Source organism: Brevundimonas halotolerans (assembly GCF_003730275.1).
In the GTDB taxonomy this organism is placed as follows: domain Bacteria; phylum Pseudomonadota; class Alphaproteobacteria; order Caulobacterales; family Caulobacteraceae; genus Brevundimonas; species Brevundimonas halotolerans.
This window is the reverse complement of sequence record NZ_QTTA01000005.1, coordinates 37,038-51,856: the sequence shown is the minus strand read 5'-3', so window position 1 is coordinate 51,856 and position 14,819 is coordinate 37,038. Positions and strand designations below refer to the sequence as shown.

Genomic DNA, 14,819 nt, shown 5'->3' with positions numbered 1-14,819 from the left:
CTTCACTCCACTCGCTCTGCGAGACCTTGGTTCAGAATGCTTTCCAGATGACTAAAGGCGGTCGCCATGTCGCAGACGTCTTCGGGGGTTTGCGACAGGAAGCCTTCCAGTGCCGGGTTCAGGGCGATGGCGCGGTCGGTGATCGGATCGGCGCCGGCGCGATAGGCGCCGATCTTGATCAGTTCTTCCATATTGGCATAGGCGCTGAGGCACTGGCGGGCGCGCTTGTTCAGCTCCCGCTCGGGCAGAGTCTGGCAGCCCGGCAGGGTCCGGCTGACGGATTTCAGCACATCGATGGCGGGGAAGCGGCCGCGCTCGGCGATCTTGCGGTCCATGACGATGTGGCCGTCGAGGATCCCGCGTACGGCATCGGCGATCGGCTCATCATGATCACCGCCATCGACCAACACGGTGAACAGGGCGGTGATGGCCCCGGTCGGACGCCCGTCGGATCGCATCGGGCCCGGTCCGGCACGTTCCAGCAGCTTGGGCAGTTCGGAAAAGACGGTGGGCGTATAGCCCTTGGTGGTCGGAGGCTCCCCGGCGGCGAGGCCGATCTCGCGCTGGGCCATGGCAAAGCGGGTCACCGAGTCCATCAGGCACAGGACCTGCTGGCCCTGATCGCGGAGGTATTCGGCGCAGGCCAGGGTCATATAGGCGGCCTGACGGCGGGTCAGGGCGGGTTCGTCCGAGGTGGCGACCACGACGATGGCGCGGGCCAGACCCTCGGGCCCCAGGGTTTCCTCGATGAACTCGCGGACCTCGCGGCCCCGTTCGCCGATCAGGCCGACGACGACCGCGTCGCACTCGGCGCGGCGGGCCAGCATCGACAGAAGCACCGACTTGCCGACGCCGGAGCCGGCGAAAATGCCCATCCGCTGGCCGCGACAGGTGGTGGCAAAGACGTCGAGCGCCCGTACGCCGGTGTCGAGGCGCTCTCCCACCCGGCCGCGGGTGTGGGCCGGCGGCGGGGCGGCGCGCAGGGGATAGGCCCGGGGGCCCGAGGGCAGGGGGCCCTTGCCGTCGATGGGTTCTCCGAAGGCATTGACGATGCGGCCCAGCCAGGCGGCGGTGGGGCGCACCACGCTGGCCGACTCGACGATGCGGATATCGGCGCCGGGGGCCACGCCCTCGACCGGGCCGAAGGGCATCAGCAGGGCCTTGGCCTCTCGAAATCCGACCACTTCGGCGGGCAGGGGCGGGCGACCGTGGCGGTCGATCTCGGCCCGGGCCCCGACGGCCAGACGCGACAGTCCGCCACGTGACTCGATCAGCAGGCCACTCACCCCCGCGACCTTCCCGGTAACGACAAGGGGATCGACGGCTTGAACGGCGGCGACGAGAGAATGCAAGGAAAGCCCCGGAAACTGCCTCTCAGGGATCGGTTAACGTGGTTAACAGCCGCTTAAACGACGCGCGAATGGTTCGTCGAACACTGTGCCATGAGTCGCGGAAATGCCGAGCGAACGCCTTTCTGCAGGCCTGACCCTTGCGCGGGCGCGGATCGACCTGATGTTCAGAGGCTGACAGCCACCCGGAGACCTCCCCCATGACCGGTACCACGCCTGCCTCGCCCGACCTGTCCCGCCATGCCCGCGCGGGCCGGGGCAAGATCTATGGTTCGATCCTCGAGACCATCGGCAACACGCCGCTGGTGGAGTTGCCGCGCCTGTCGGCCGAGCTGAAGCCCAAGGCCCGGGTGCTGGCCAAGCTGGAGTTCTTCAACCCGCTGAGTTCGGTCAAGGACCGGATCGGTCTGGCGATGATTGAGGGCCTGGAGCAGGCCGGCAAGTTGACGCCCGGCGCAGTGTTGATCGAGCCGACCAGCGGCAATACCGGCATTGCCCTGGCGTTTGTGGCGGCGGCCAAGGGTTATCGGCTGATGTTGGTCATGCCCGAGAGCATGTCGATGGAGCGGCGCAAGATGCTGGCCCTGCTGGGGGCCGAGCTGGTGCTGACCCCCGCCGACAAGGGTATGAAGGGCGCGATCGCCAAGGCGCAGGAGCTGCTGGAGAGCACACCGGGGGCGGTGTCCCCGGGGCAGTTCGACAATCCGGCCAATCCCGAAATCCACCGCGTCTCGACCGCCGAGGAGATCTGGGCCGACACGGCGGGCGCGGTCGATATGGTCATTGCCGGCGTCGGCACGGGAGGCACCATCACCGGCGTCGGCCAGGTTCTGAAGGCGAAGAAGCCCTCGGTGCGAATGGTGGCCGTCGAGCCCACCGACTCGCCGGTCCTGTCGGGCGGCGAACCGGGACCGCACAAGATCCAGGGGATCGGGGCGGGATTCATCCCCTCGATCGTCGACCGCGATGTGATCGATGCGGTCGAGCGGGTGTCAAACGACGAGGCGTTCGAGATGGCGCGCCGAGCGGCCCGGCTGGAGGGGCTGACCGGGGGTATCAGCTCGGGCGCCGCCCTGATCGCCGCCTTCCGTCAGGCGGCGCTGGACGAGAATGCGGGCAAGACCATCGTCACAATCATCCCCAGCTTTGCCGAACGCTATCTGTCGACGGCCCTGTTTGAGGGGCTGTAGGAAGACAGTGTCGTAGGTCTTCCTCGAATGTGCTATCTTCCCAGGTGACCTGAGGAAGATGACATGGCGCTGAATATCAAGAATCCGGACGTTGATCGGCTGGCGCGCCGGGCCGCAGAACTGCGCGAAACCGGCGTCACCGAGGCCGTGCGTGCGGCTCTCGAACGCGATGTGAGCGAGCTGGAGAAGGCCCGGGAAGCCCGGGAGGCTGAACTCCGGAGCGAAGTGGCACGGATCCAGCAGCGGTTCGCTGCTCTGCCGATGAAAGATACGCGCTCGACAAAGGAAATTCGGGACGCACTGTGGCATGACGTCCTTGATAGTCATTGACACTTCCGTCGTCGTGGCGGTGATCAAGGCCGAGCCGGAGGCCCAGCGCCTTGTCGAGATAATGGCGGCTAACCCTTGCCGAATGTCGGCCTTTTCGGTGTTTGAGGCCGAGTCCGTGATCGGGAAGCTTGGAGGTCCGTTGGCCGTGCCCGATGTTCGCAAGCTTCTCGGGGCGTTCAGAGTTGAAATCGTCCCGTTCGATGATCGACTGGCCGTGCTGGCGACCGAGGCCCGCCTCCGCTTCGGTAAGGGAGTACACCCCGCCCGGTTGAACCTTGGTGATTGCGCGGCCTATGCATTGGCCGCGTCCCTGGAGGTGCCTTTGCTCTACAAGGGTGACGACTTTGCCCTGACGGATATTGTCTCGGCCAATTGAGCGATTGCTCAGAGCGTTGATTGGGGAGGACGAGCCATGGCGGATGTGGATGCGGCGACGGCGACGATGATCGCCAATCTGGAGGCCAATACGGGCAAGTCGCTGGACCAGTGGATTGCGCTGGCACGGGCCAGTGGTCAGGCCAAACATGGTCAGCTGGTTGCGTGGCTGAAGGCCGAGCAGGGCCTGACGCACGGCTATGCCAATCTGGTGGCACACAAGACCTTTGCCTCGGACGCCGGGTCGAGCGGTGACGACGATCTGATGGCGACCATGTTCGCCGGGCCAAAGGCGGCGATGAAGCCGGCCTATGACAAGGCGGCGACCTTTGTTCAGGGGCTGGACAGCGTCGAGTTTGCGCCGAAGAAGGGCTATGTCAGCCTGAGGCGGTCGAAACAGTTTGCCCTGCTGCAGCCCTCGACCAAGGATCGGCTGGATGTCGGGCTGGTGCTGAAGGGGGTTGAACCGGCCGGTCGGCTGGAAGCCGCCGGATCGTGGAATGCGATGGTGACGCATCGGGTGCGCGTGTCTTCGGTCGATGAGGTTGATGCCGAGCTGGAGGGCTGGCTGCGTCAGGCCTGGGCTGCGGCATAGGGCGAGATCGCTCTTGACCGGCGGTTAACCGAACGGGGCGAGGATCGCCGCGACATGTCCCAGCCTCTTTCCAGTCCGCCAGACGATGCGCCCGAGGCCGGTCCGGCGTCGACGTGGAAGGCGCGGCATGCGTTGCTGCGGCGGCTGGCCGATGTGGTGTCGCTGCCGACCAGTCGCATCAATGCCTTTGAGCGGTCGGTCGTCGGTGACCTGCTGGTCGAGATGGCGCGGCTGGCCACGCCCGAGGACCGGCTGAAGATGGCCCACCGGCTGGCGCCCCTGGCGGAGCTGCCCAATGGTCTGATGCGGCTGATGCTGCGGGATGATCCGGCCATTGCCGGCGTGCTGATCGAGGGGTGTGCGGGTCTGACGGATGCCGACCTGCTGTCGTGCGTCCGGGACACGGGTCATGATCATCACCGCTGTATTGCCGCCCGGCGGGGCGTGTCGGAAGTGGTGTCGGAGGCCCTGATCGAGGCCGGGCACCCCGACGTGGTCGACACCCTTTTGCGCAACACCACGGCCCGGCTGTCGCAGACCGGGATCGAGACGGCGGTGGCGCTGAGCCGGGCGCAGCCGCGCCTGTGCGAGCATCTGTTGCGGCGCCCGGAGCTTAGGCCGTCGGGGGCCTATGTGATGTTCTGGTGGTCGAACGAGCAGGACCGCCGGACCATTCTGCAAAGGTTCGCCGTGTCACGCGAAGTCATGCAGGAGGTGTCGGAAGACATCTTTGCCATGGCCGCCGACGAGGGCTGGCAGGACCCGGTGTCACGAAAGGCGCTGCAGTTCATCGAGCGGCGCCAGCGCAATCGCGGGGCGATCGACAAGAGCCCCTATGACAGTCTGGAACACGCCATCACCGAGATCGAGCGGCAGGGCATGGGCCGCGACTCCGTGGCCGAGATTGCCTATCTGTCGGGGATCAAGCCGCTGACCGGGGCCAAGATCCTGGGCGATCCGGGCGGAGAGCCGGTGGCCATTCTGTGCAAGGCGACCGGGCTGGACCGCGAGTATCTGACGGCGCTGTGGCGGTCGATGAAGCGGCCGGAGACCCTGCCCGATGGTAGCGTCCATCCGACCTGGGAGCGGGTGCAGGTGACGTTCGAGATGCTGGCCGTCGACCGGGCCCAGACGGTGCTGCGCTACTGGAACTGGTCGCTGACCTCGGCCATGACGCCGGCGCTGCTGAAGGCGATCCGCGAGGGTGACACAGACGAGCTGGATGAATACTCCATCCCCGAGCGGGCGGCGATGATGGCGTTGGCACAAGATTTCGGGCGTTAAAGTCGCCGCGATTGCATCAAGTCGGCTCTATACTTGCGTGGCCAATGCAGAAAATCCGCGTCCTGAATTGCGTCAAGGGGGCGTTTGTTCTATCAGCCCGGCATCAGGGGCGATTCCTCCAAGATGTTTCGCCTCGCCCTGGAAACGTCTGGACGACCTATGGAAGAAAAAGCCGAGCTGCTTGAAATGACGGCGGACATCATCTCCGCCTATGTCAGCAACAACATCCTGCCGCCCGAGGCCGTTCCTGCGCTGATCGGTTCGATCCACTCGACCCTGTCGCAACTGTCGGGTGACGGCATCGAGCCGGAGCCGGAAGTCAAGGATCCGGCGGTGCCGATCCGCAAGTCGATCACGCCGGACTATCTGATCTGTCTGGAAGACGGTCGCAAGTTCAAGTCGCTGAAGCGTCACCTGCGCACCAAATACGACATGAGCCCCGAGGAATACCGGGCCAAATGGGGTCTGGCCAAGGACTATCCGATGGTCGCCCCGAACTATGCCAAGGCCCGTTCGGAACTGGCCAAGCAGATGGGCCTGGGCCAGGGCGGCCGCAAGCCGGCCCGCACGACGGCCCGCGCCAAGAAGTAAGACGGCGAAGGCCTGAAAGAACAGACCCGCTGGAGCGATCCGGCGGGTCTTTTTTGTGACCTCAGGCGGCCTTGGCTTCGCGGCGCATGCGCCAGAAACGCAGGGTGCGCTGGGCCGCGTCGGGGGTCAGTTCCTGATACATGCGGCCATAGGTATGGGCCTTGGCCATGGCGTCGCCGTCGTCGTTCAGGAGCACCACGGCGTAGGTCAGGAACAGGGCGCGATCCAGACCGGCGGAACGGCAGACCACGGCCAGGGCATCCAGGTCCTTGCGCTCGATGATCTGGCGGGCGGTGTGAAAGTCGATGTCGGCCAGTCGGGCCAGAGCGATGAGGAAGCAGGTACGACCGTCCGAGCGCAGGAAGCGCGCCAGCATCTGGGGAGTCAGCTGGCCAGCCGCATGCAGTTCCTCGACATAGGCGAGGCTCTCGGAATAGTCGGCGGGCAGGGCGCCGTCCTGGGTCGCAAGCCGGGTGCGGCCGGCCTCAAGCGCGCTTTCCAGAAGGGCCGGGTCCATCTGGGCGTTGCGCTCAAGGATGGTGTGGCGCAGCCGGGCCTCGACGATGAAATACATCTCGTTGAGCAGATCGGGCGGCAGGCTCTTGCGCTCGACGGTCGCGGCATGGAGGGCGGGATTGGTGCGGGCGCGCTCTACGGCCTTTTCGCTGGCCTGACGCGACAGGCGGGCGCCTTCGTTGGACAACAGGCTGTGCAGGGTTTCGTCGTCGCCGTGATCGACGATGGCGTCGGAAACGGCCTCGGACACATCCTCGCGGCTTGAGACAGCGCGCAGGTGGTCCTGACCCTGGGTGCGGGCGACCTCGATCAGGTCAGCATCGGTCAGCACCGGCGAGGCCGACAGGACGGGCGTGGCCACCTCGGCCTCGTCATTCGCCAGGCGGCGGATCAGGGTGCGGGGGGCGGCAGGACTGTCGGCGAACCGCCGGGCCAGTTCGGCGCGGACCGCCGTTTCCATCTCGGCGGACAGTTCGGCCAGGACGGCGCCGTACAGGTCGGTCTCTTTGTCGCTGTGGGTCTCGGTGCCGAAGAAGACTTCGGTCAGTTCACGCAGCAGGGCCCGGCGCTTCTCGCTGGACGGTTCCTGCGCCATGGCGATCAGGTCAGGCAGACGCGATTCCACGACAGCGTCAGGGGCTGGCTGGGTCATTGGCGGGAGGCCGCGCTGCTGGTCGACTCGCCGGTCGTGCGGCGCACGGTGCCGTCCGGATTGCGGACCAGCTGGGGCGGTCCGGGCGGTTCGGCCATATTGGGCGAGGTCGGCGTCTGGTCCATCTGGACCGGCAGGGCGTCCAGATAGACCTGTTCCGGCAGGACGGCGCGGTCGGGCTGACGGCCGTTCTGGCGGTGGACGGAGTAGTAGCGGGCGCCCTGGGGGGAGGGTTCGGTGCGGGCCTGAGCCGGGGCCGGGGCGCGGGTCTGGGCCTGGGTGGGGGCAGGTTGGGGCTGGGTCGGCTGAGGCTGCGTCGCCTGCGGCTGCCTTGACGGGGGCTGCGGCTGGCCGACGGACCAGATCAGGGCATCGGAGCGCGGGGCATTGGGATCATCCGCCCATTCTGCCGGACGGGCGGGTGCGGGCGCAGGCGCGGAATAGGCCACCGGCGCTGGTGCCGGTGCAGGCTGGGGTGCAGGCTGGGCGCGGGCGGGCGGAGGCTCGGGCATCTGCCGGACGGGCGTCGGTGCCTCGACGGGCGCGGCGACGGTCCGAGCAGGGGCAGGCGCAGGCTGGGAACGGGACTGGACCGGCGGGGGCGCGAAGAAGGCATCGGCCGGGGTCAGGCCGGGGCGACCGTCGGCGTCCACGCTGCGGCCGGGCAGAAGCGGCGTGGCCGGACGCAGTTGCGGGACGGCAGCCATCGACTGGCTGCCCGCATGGGGGATGACGGGGGCGGCGGGACGGAGAGCCGGGACGTCGCCACGGGCGCTGGGGGTGGCGCGGGCCATGGCCACCGGCTCGGGGCGACCGTTCCAGTCCAGATAGCGAAGGGCAGGCGCGTCCTGGGCCACGGCGGGCATGGCCACCACAGTCAGGCCCAGGGCCGCAGCTGCGCCGAGCAGCCGGCCGGGTCGGGACAGCGATGTGGACGGGTCGGGTCGCATTCCACCTCCGGCAAATGGGGGATCGGACCAAAGGTTAAGGCGTCCAGACTTAACCCGTCGCTAACAGCCGGGCGCAAACAGCCTTAATCGGCGGGTCTGTTCAGGAAGCGGGGGCCGGAGTGACGGCGGGCGACAGATAGTCGGTGGTGAAGGCCTGCTGCCAGTCGAGACCCGCTGGGAAGACACCCGCCTCTGACGCGCTTTCGTAGAAGGTGCGCCAGCGGTCGGCCGACATGCTGCCGATGGATACCGACGGGGCGTCGCCGGTGACGAGGGCCGCATCGAGCAAGGCGTCGCGGGCCTGTTCCAGCTGCTCGGTCGTCATGGCGCGGTTGGCGCGCCGGATCAGGGTGTGAGCGGGGTCTGGGTCACCCTCGATATAGGCCGCCCAGCCCTCAACCGAGGCGGCGATGAAGGCTCGCAGCGCCTCATCGTTGTCGCGGGCAAAGGCCGTGGGGGCCAGCACGAGGGCGCCGTAGGAGGCAAAGCCATCCTCGAACAGCAGCCGGCTGGTCGGGACTGCGCCGCCCGCTTCGGGGATCAGGACAGGCTCGCGCGTCACATGGCCGAGCATGAGGGCGTTCGGGTCGCGGATGAAGGCTTCGAGGTCATGGTCGGCCAGTTGGTCGTCGGTGAATCCGCTCAGGGTCCGGAACCACGGCCAGAGGGTGTCGCGATCGGCTTCGGCGACCTGAACCGGCGCCGGTGCGGGCGGCACAGGCGGGGCAGCAGCGGGGCCGGCCTCCGCATGGCGGATCAGGGCGCGCGGGGACTTCTGGAAGAAGACGGCGACGGCCTTGACCGGGGCCTCCTCCTCGACCAGTCGCAGGGCCGTGAAGCTGTCGGCGACGAGGCCCAGCTCGGCCTTGCCCGAGGCCAGGGCACGCGGCACATCCTGACCGAAACCGGGCCGCACCAGTTGCACATTCAGGCCGCGCGCTTCGTAGAGGCCGGTGGCCAGGGCCTGATAGAAGCCGCCCAGTTCGGCACCGGCGGGGTCGCCGACCGCGAGGCGCAGACGGACGCGGCCGTTCTCGTCAATGGCCGGTTCGGACGAGCCGCAGGCGGCGACCGTCGCCGACAGACCCAGCGCCGCAGCACCGGTCAGCAGGATTCGACGATCCAGAGTGGCGAAGCGGACGGGCGGGCGGCGCATGGCCAAGGTTTAGGGCCTGACTTCCGCGAAGGAAAGGGCGGTTTCGGGCGGGAATGGCGGCGCTGCCCCCTCCACCGCTACGCGGTCCCCCTCCCCCGATGGGGGAGGAATATGGAGCCGGAATTGAGCGAGGGCGCGGAACGCCCGGTCGAACCGTTGCGTTTCGCGCCCTCGCCAAGTCCGGGTTGGACTTGGCCATTGAGTTCTGGACCCTGGCCTGGGCGTCAGCGGAGCGAACCCCGGTGACGGTCGGCTGTATCCCTCGACTCTGGTCCGGTCGCGTCCCGCAGGTCTGGCCTGCGCCGTCTTCCGATCCCGATCCGGTTCCCCGAGGTATGAGCCGAAACCCTGCCTCGAAGCCTTGATCCGGTCCGGGGTCCGTTACGATCCGGAGATCGCCCGTTACCCTGGATCCGAGAGCCGGACCGGTTCGCCTTGAGCCCCGGGTCTCCCCGGTTTTCCGCGCTGCCGTGTCCCTCGGCCCGTTGACGTTCCGACGAAATCCGCTATTCGGCAAGCGCCGGAAATGCCCACCCTGTGGGGATTTGAGCCCCGTCCGGTGGACAAGTTTGGGACAGTCTGTGGGTGGTTTCAAATACCCTCGGAAAATCCGTGAATTGATCTGTCCACAGATTCTGGATCAGCCTTCGAGTGCGGCCTTCTTTTCTTCCAGCTCCAGCCATTCCGCTTCGATGGCCTCGAGTTGGGCGCGGGCGCGGGCGGCGTTGGTCATGGCGCGGTCGAAGGCCTTGGGGTCGCGGGTGTAGAGGTCGGGATCGGACAGGGTGGCGTCGTGGCGGGCGATGTCGGCGGGCAGGGTTTCCATCAGGCCCTCGATCTCCTTGAGCCGGTGGGCGTCCTTGAACGATAGCTTGACCGCCTTTTTTGGAGCGGCGGCGGCGGTGACGCTGGCAGGAGCCGGGGCCGCAGAGCGGCGTTCCGCCTCGGCGTCCTGGGGCCGCTGGTGGGTGCCGGGCTTGAGGAAGCCGGGGTTCTGGCGGATGAAATCGGTCCAGCCACCGGGGGTCTCGACGATGTCGCCGCGACCGTTCATGGCGATGGTCGAGGTGGCGAGGCGATCGACGAAATCGCGGTCGTGGCTGACGAGGATCAGCGTTCCGTCATAGGTCTCGAGCAGCTCTTCCAGCTTGTCGAGGGTGTCCATGTCGAGGTCGTTGGTTGGCTCGTCGAGAACCAGCATGTTGGCAGGCTTGGCAAGCGCGCGGGCCAGCAGCAGGCGGTTGCGCTCGCCTCCCGACAGGGTCGAGATCGGCTGGCGCAGCTGGCCCTCCTGGAACAGGAAGTCCTTGGCATAGGCGGCGACGTGTTTGGACACGCCGCGCACCAAAATGGAATCGCCGCCGCCGGGGGTCAGGGCGTCCCACAGGGTCATGTCGGACTTGAGCCCTTCACGCGACTGGTCGAGGTAGACGGGGTCCAGATTGGCACCGAGGCGGACGGTGCCGGTGTCGGGGGCCAGTTCGCCCAGCATGATCTTGACCAGGGTGGTCTTGCCCGCGCCATTGGGGCCGACGATGGCCAGCCGGTCGCCGCGGACGATGCGGGTGGTGAAGGGCTTGATGACGGTACGCTCGCCGAAGCCCTTGGAGATGCCCTTGAGGTCGGCGACCAGCTTGCCGGACATGGCGCCCGAGTCGACGCCGAGGTGCAGGTCGCGCGGCACGTCCTTGAGCCGTTCGGCGCGTTCGGCGCGCAGGGCCTCGAGGGATCGGGCGCGGCCCTCGTTGCGGGTGCGGCGGGCGGTGATGGAGCTGTAGAAGGTGGCGGTCTCGCGCTCGATGGTCTTTGACAGGCGGCGCAGGGACTCGGCCTCTTCCTCGGTGACCTTGGTGGCCCATTCGTCGAAGGCGTTGAAGCTCTTGTTCAGGCTGCGGACGCGTCGTCCTTCCAGCCAGTGACAGGTCTGGGTGACGCGATTGAGGAAGGCGCGGTCGTGGCTGACGACCAGTATGGCGCAGCGGGCCGAGATCAGCTCTTCTTCCAGCAGCTCGATGGCGAGGATGTCGAGGTGGTTGGTCGGCTCGTCGAGGAGCATCAGGTCGGGCTCTTCGGCGAAGGCCTTGGCGAGCGCGGCACGGCGGATTTCGCCACCGGAAAGGTTCACGGCGGGCTTTGACGGATCAAGGCCGAAGGTGGCGAGCCAGGACTCGGCGGTCCACGGCTCGGCCTCACCCGAGGTGGCATAGTCCAGCAGGGTGTCGCCGGTGATGACCGGTTCCTGGGGCACATTGGCAAAGCGGATGCCGGACTGGATGGCGCGCTCGCCCGAGTCCGGTTCGACCTGGCCCATGATGATTTTCATCAGGGTGGATTTGCCGGCACCGTTCCGCCCCACGAGGCAGGCGCGGGTGCGCGGCTCGATCGCGATGTCGACACCCTCGAACAGGGGACGGGGGCCGTCCTGAAGGCGGACATCCTTGAGGGCAACAAGAGGAGGGCGCGCGGCCATGGTGCGTTCAGCGATCAACAGAGGTAAGGGGAGGGGTGCATGTAAAGCCTGACCCCTCCCCGTCCAAGCCCTTCTGGGAAACGAAGACCCTGGAACAGATGTCGCCCGAGGAGTGGGAGGCGCTGTGCGACGGGTGCGGGCTGTGCTGTCTGGTGCGGTTCGAGGATGAGGATACGGGCGAGGTTGTGCCGACCAAGGTGCACTGCAAGCTGTTCGATCCGACGACCTGTGCCTGTTCCAACTATTTGGAGCGCGAGCGGCATGTGCCGGACTGTATCAAGCTGACGCCGGGAAACGTGTCGCAGCTGGGCTGGATGCCCGGGTCGTGCGCCTATCGCCGGCTGGCGGAGGGGCGGGGGCTGGCGGAGTGGCATCCGCTGGTCTCGGGGGACCCCGAAACGGTCCATACGGCCGGGGTTTCGATCCGCGGCCAGACGATTTCGGAACTGGCACTGCACGAGCCGGAAGATGCCCTGGCCTATGAGGCGCCGGAATGGATGGTCGAGCGCGGGACCGGGACTCGGAGACGGCGCTAACCAAAATTTCGCTATTCTGTCCGACCCTTGCGGCATGGGAGAGAAACGCCGCAAGAGCGCCTCGATGATGACGGACGGTTCGGGGCTGGAGGGCCCGCTGGACCGCCTGACCGCACTGGCGTGCACCCTGTTCGACATGCCGCATGCGATGATTTCCGTCATCCACGGCGATCAGACCCTGTTCCGTGCCAATGTGGGCCTGAACCAGAACGCCATGGCGCGCGACCAGAGTGCTTCGGCCATACTGGTCGGGATGGGGCCGGGCGCGGTGCTGGTGGTGCGCGATTCCCACCTGCATCCGACGCTGAAGAACCACCCGATGGTGACGGGCCAGCCGGGCATCCGCTTCTTTGCCGGGACGACCATCAGCGACAGCCGGGGCAAGGCCATCGGCGCGGTGGGGGTGATGGATGTGAAGCCGCATCCGGACTTCGACGAAAGTCGGGTCGAGGGCCTGGCCCAGATTGGGCGGCTGGCCGCAGAATTCCTCGAACAGGCCGACCTGACCCGAAGGCAGACCGAGCGGCTGGAGCTGCTGAGGCTGGCTGAGGAAATGGCCGGGGTGGGACAATGGCGGCTGGATGCCGAGACGATGGCCGTGACCTGGTCGGACGAGGTCTATCGCATCCACGGGGTCGAGCGGGGCGCGTTCGATCCCAGCTATGACGATGCCGTGGGGTTCTATCATCCGGACGACCGGGCGCCGTTGATGAAGGCGATCGCACGCGGGCTTGAGACGGGCGAGGGCTACAAGCACCGGATGCGACTGATCCGCCGGGACGGGGCCGAGCGCCTGGTGCTGACCCATGCGGATACGGAGCGCGGGCCGGACGGCAAGGTCACCGCCATGTTCGGCGTATTCCAGGACGTGACCGAGCAGGAACGAATTCACGATGCGGTCGCCGCCAGCGAGCGGGCGTTCCGCAATCTGGCAGAGCAGACCAGTGACATCATCGCGGTCTTCGCGCTGGACGGTACGTTCCGCTATGTGTCGCCCGCGATCACGCGTCTGACAGGCTGGGAACCGGATGAGCTGATCGGGCGCAAGACCTGGGACGTGATCCACCCGGATGACCATCCGCAGGTGAAGCAGGCCTATGCGGATTTCTTTGCTGCTGGCCCCGGCGGGCCGTCACCGCAGTTGCGCTACCGTGGGCTGCACAAGGACGGCAGCTATCGATGGCTGGATGCCCAGCCCAGCATCCTCTGGGACGAAAACGGCCGACCGATCGAAATCCAGGACAATGCGCGTGACGCCACGGCGACCAAGCAGCTGGAAGATGACCTGATGGCGGAGCGGGACCGGGCGGAGGCTGCTGCCCGGACGAAAACCGAATTCCTGGCCAATATGAGCCATGAGCTGAGAACACCGCTGACCAGCGTGATAGGCTTTGCCGGCCTGCTGAAGGAGTCAAAAGACCTGGGCCCGGACGAGCGCCGCTACGTCGACCGGATCGCCACCTCGTCCGATGCCCTGCTGGGCGTGATCAACGACATTCTGGATTACTCCAAGCTGGAGGCCGAGGCGGTCGGGCTGGACCCGCTGGCCTTTGATCCGCGCGGCATGATTGCGGGCGCTGTCGGGATCGTGGAGAGCCAGTGCGAGGCCAAGGGGCTGACGCTGGTACAGACGACGGATGAGTCCGTGCCGGCTGGCCTGATGGGGGATGAGGGCCGACTGCGGCAGGTGACGCTGAACCTGCTGTCCAATGCCGTGAAATTCACGGGCCAGGGCGGGGTGACGGTGGCGGCGACCTATGAGGATGGCCGGTTGCGGGTCGCCGTATCGGATACGGGCATCGGCATCAGCGAGGAGAAGGCCGCAACCCTGTTCCGGCGGTTCGTGCAGGCCGATGCCTCGACCACGCGGACCTTCGGCGGGACGGGGCTGGGCCTGGCCATTTCGCGTCGGCTGATCGAGATGATGGGTGGCACGATCGGCGTGGACAGTGAGCCGGGGATCGGCTCGACCTTCTGGTTCGAGGTGCCGTTGGTGCCGGCGGACCCCGGGCAGGTCGCCGGTGGCCACGACGCAGAGACAGCGGTCGACGGGACGCTGCGGATCCTGATGGCGGATGACGCTCCGGCCAACCGGGAGCTGGTCTCGGCCATTCTGGGCGGGATGGGGCTGTCGATCGACGGGGTCGAGAACGGCGCCGAGGCGGTGGAGGCCGTGCGCAGCGGGACCTACGATCTGGTGCTGATGGATGTGCATATGCCGGTCATGGATGGCCTGACCGCGACCCGTGAAATCCGGGCCATGGCCGGGGAAGCGGGCCGGGTGCCCATCATTGCCCTGACCGCCAATGTGCAGCCCGAACAGGTGCGAACGTGCCATGAGGTGGGTATGGACGCCCATGTCGGCAAGCCGATCCAGGTGGCGGAACTGATGGCCACGATCAGTCGTGTGCTGGGCGCAAGCGAGGCCTGTGAGGACCTGGCAGCGGCAGGCTGAGACGCCCGGATGTGCGCCCTCGGCGTGTGAAATCGCGTCAAAACAAGATGATAGATATTTGTCGGACCGACTTGCGCGCCTGAGGACGCTGGTCGGCTAGAGTTCATCCATGGCCGGGAACAGGGATGACGGGGCGGAGCGCTGGAGCCGGAAGCAGTTTGAACTGCTGGCCGCCCAGACCGATCGCGTGATGGAAATACTGCCACAGGTCGAGCTGGATCCCGCCGATGTGGCGGGGCTGGATCGTTTTGCGCGGCTGGTGACGAACGTGGCGCGCGCCAGCAAGGCGGTGGTGGCGCTGGCGAGCCCGCCTGCCCGGTCCCGGAACCCGGTCGAGGACGCGGAAGAGGGCGACGCAAACGGTGACATC

General features: G+C 67.0%; 13 protein-coding genes. 8 read left to right on the top strand and 5 right to left on the bottom strand.

Annotation, left to right across the window (positions count from 1 at the left end):
• Positions 1-2: 2 nt before the first annotated feature.
• Positions 3-1,352 carry a flagellar protein export ATPase FliI gene (gene fliI / locus EG854_RS02065; RefSeq protein WP_123286081.1) on the bottom strand — a complete coding sequence of 450 codons (1,350 nt, stop codon included), beginning with the start codon at positions 1,350-1,352 and terminating at the stop codon, positions 3-5.
• 197 nt (positions 1,353-1,549) lie between these two features.
• Here fliI and cysK point away from each other — a divergent pair, with 197 nt between their 5' ends.
• From cysK to EG854_RS02035, 6 genes are all read left to right on the top strand, one after another.
• Positions 1,550-2,539: a cysteine synthase A gene (gene cysK / locus EG854_RS02060; protein ID WP_123286080.1), complete on the top strand. Its 990-nt coding sequence runs from the start codon at positions 1,550-1,552 to the stop codon at positions 2,537-2,539.
• A gap of 63 nt (positions 2,540-2,602) precedes the next feature.
• Positions 2,603-2,869: a type II toxin-antitoxin system VapB family antitoxin gene (locus EG854_RS02055; protein ID WP_123286079.1), complete on the top strand. Its 267-nt coding sequence runs from the start codon at positions 2,603-2,605 to the stop codon at positions 2,867-2,869.
• A 13-nt stretch (positions 2,870-2,882) separates the two neighbouring features.
• Entirely contained in the window at positions 2,883-3,245 is a 363-nt protein-coding gene (locus EG854_RS02050) for a type II toxin-antitoxin system VapC family toxin (protein WP_206423364.1), read from the top strand.
• 36 nt (positions 3,246-3,281) lie between these two features.
• Positions 3,282-3,839: a DUF4287 domain-containing protein gene (locus EG854_RS02045; RefSeq protein ID WP_123286078.1), complete on the top strand. Its 558-nt coding sequence runs from the start codon at positions 3,282-3,284 to the stop codon at positions 3,837-3,839.
• A gap of 54 nt (positions 3,840-3,893) precedes the next feature.
• The gene (locus EG854_RS02040) at positions 3,894-5,123 is read left to right on the top strand and encodes a DUF2336 domain-containing protein (protein ID WP_123286077.1); all 1,230 of its coding nucleotides are present in this window, start codon (positions 3,894-3,896) and stop codon (positions 5,121-5,123) included.
• 159 nt (positions 5,124-5,282) lie between these two features.
• Positions 5,283-5,714: a Ros/MucR family transcriptional regulator gene (locus EG854_RS02035; RefSeq protein ID WP_123286076.1), complete on the top strand. Its 432-nt coding sequence runs from the start codon at positions 5,283-5,285 to the stop codon at positions 5,712-5,714.
• Between the two features lie 61 nt (positions 5,715-5,775).
• Here EG854_RS02035 and EG854_RS02030 read toward each other — a convergent pair whose 3' ends face one another.
• The 4 genes from EG854_RS02030 to EG854_RS02015 all read right to left on the bottom strand — a co-directional run bounded on the left by EG854_RS02030 (position 5,776) and on the right by EG854_RS02015 (position 11,458).
• A complete protein-coding gene (locus tag EG854_RS02030; protein ID WP_123286075.1) occupies positions 5,776-6,882 on the bottom strand; it encodes a DUF2336 domain-containing protein in 1,107 nt (368 codons plus the stop codon).
• Positions 6,879-7,832, bottom strand: a complete 954-nt coding sequence (locus tag EG854_RS02025) for a hypothetical protein (RefSeq protein ID WP_123286074.1) — start codon at positions 7,830-7,832, stop codon at positions 6,879-6,881. Before EG854_RS02025 ends, EG854_RS02030 begins: the two co-directional genes overlap by 4 nt.
• Before the next feature lie 100 nt (positions 7,833-7,932).
• Complete coding sequence (locus EG854_RS02020) at positions 7,933-8,988, bottom strand: ABC transporter substrate-binding protein (RefSeq protein WP_123286073.1); 1,056 nt, start codon at positions 8,986-8,988, stop codon at positions 7,933-7,935.
• Positions 8,989-9,628: 640 nt separating this feature from the next.
• The gene (locus EG854_RS02015) at positions 9,629-11,458 is read right to left on the bottom strand and encodes an ABC-F family ATP-binding cassette domain-containing protein (protein ID WP_123286072.1); all 1,830 of its coding nucleotides are present in this window, start codon (positions 11,456-11,458) and stop codon (positions 9,629-9,631) included.
• A gap of 35 nt (positions 11,459-11,493) precedes the next feature.
• On the opposite strand from EG854_RS02015, the gene EG854_RS02010 reads away from it, so the two are divergent.
• On the top strand, positions 11,494-11,994 hold the full coding sequence (locus EG854_RS02010; protein WP_277424041.1) for a YcgN family cysteine cluster protein: 501 nt from the start codon (positions 11,494-11,496) through the stop codon (positions 11,992-11,994).
• 64 nt (positions 11,995-12,058) lie between these two features.
• A complete protein-coding gene (locus EG854_RS02005) occupies positions 12,059-14,449 on the top strand; it encodes a PAS domain-containing protein (RefSeq protein ID WP_164461772.1) in 2,391 nt (796 codons plus the stop codon).
• Positions 14,450-14,819: the final 370 nt, after the last annotated feature.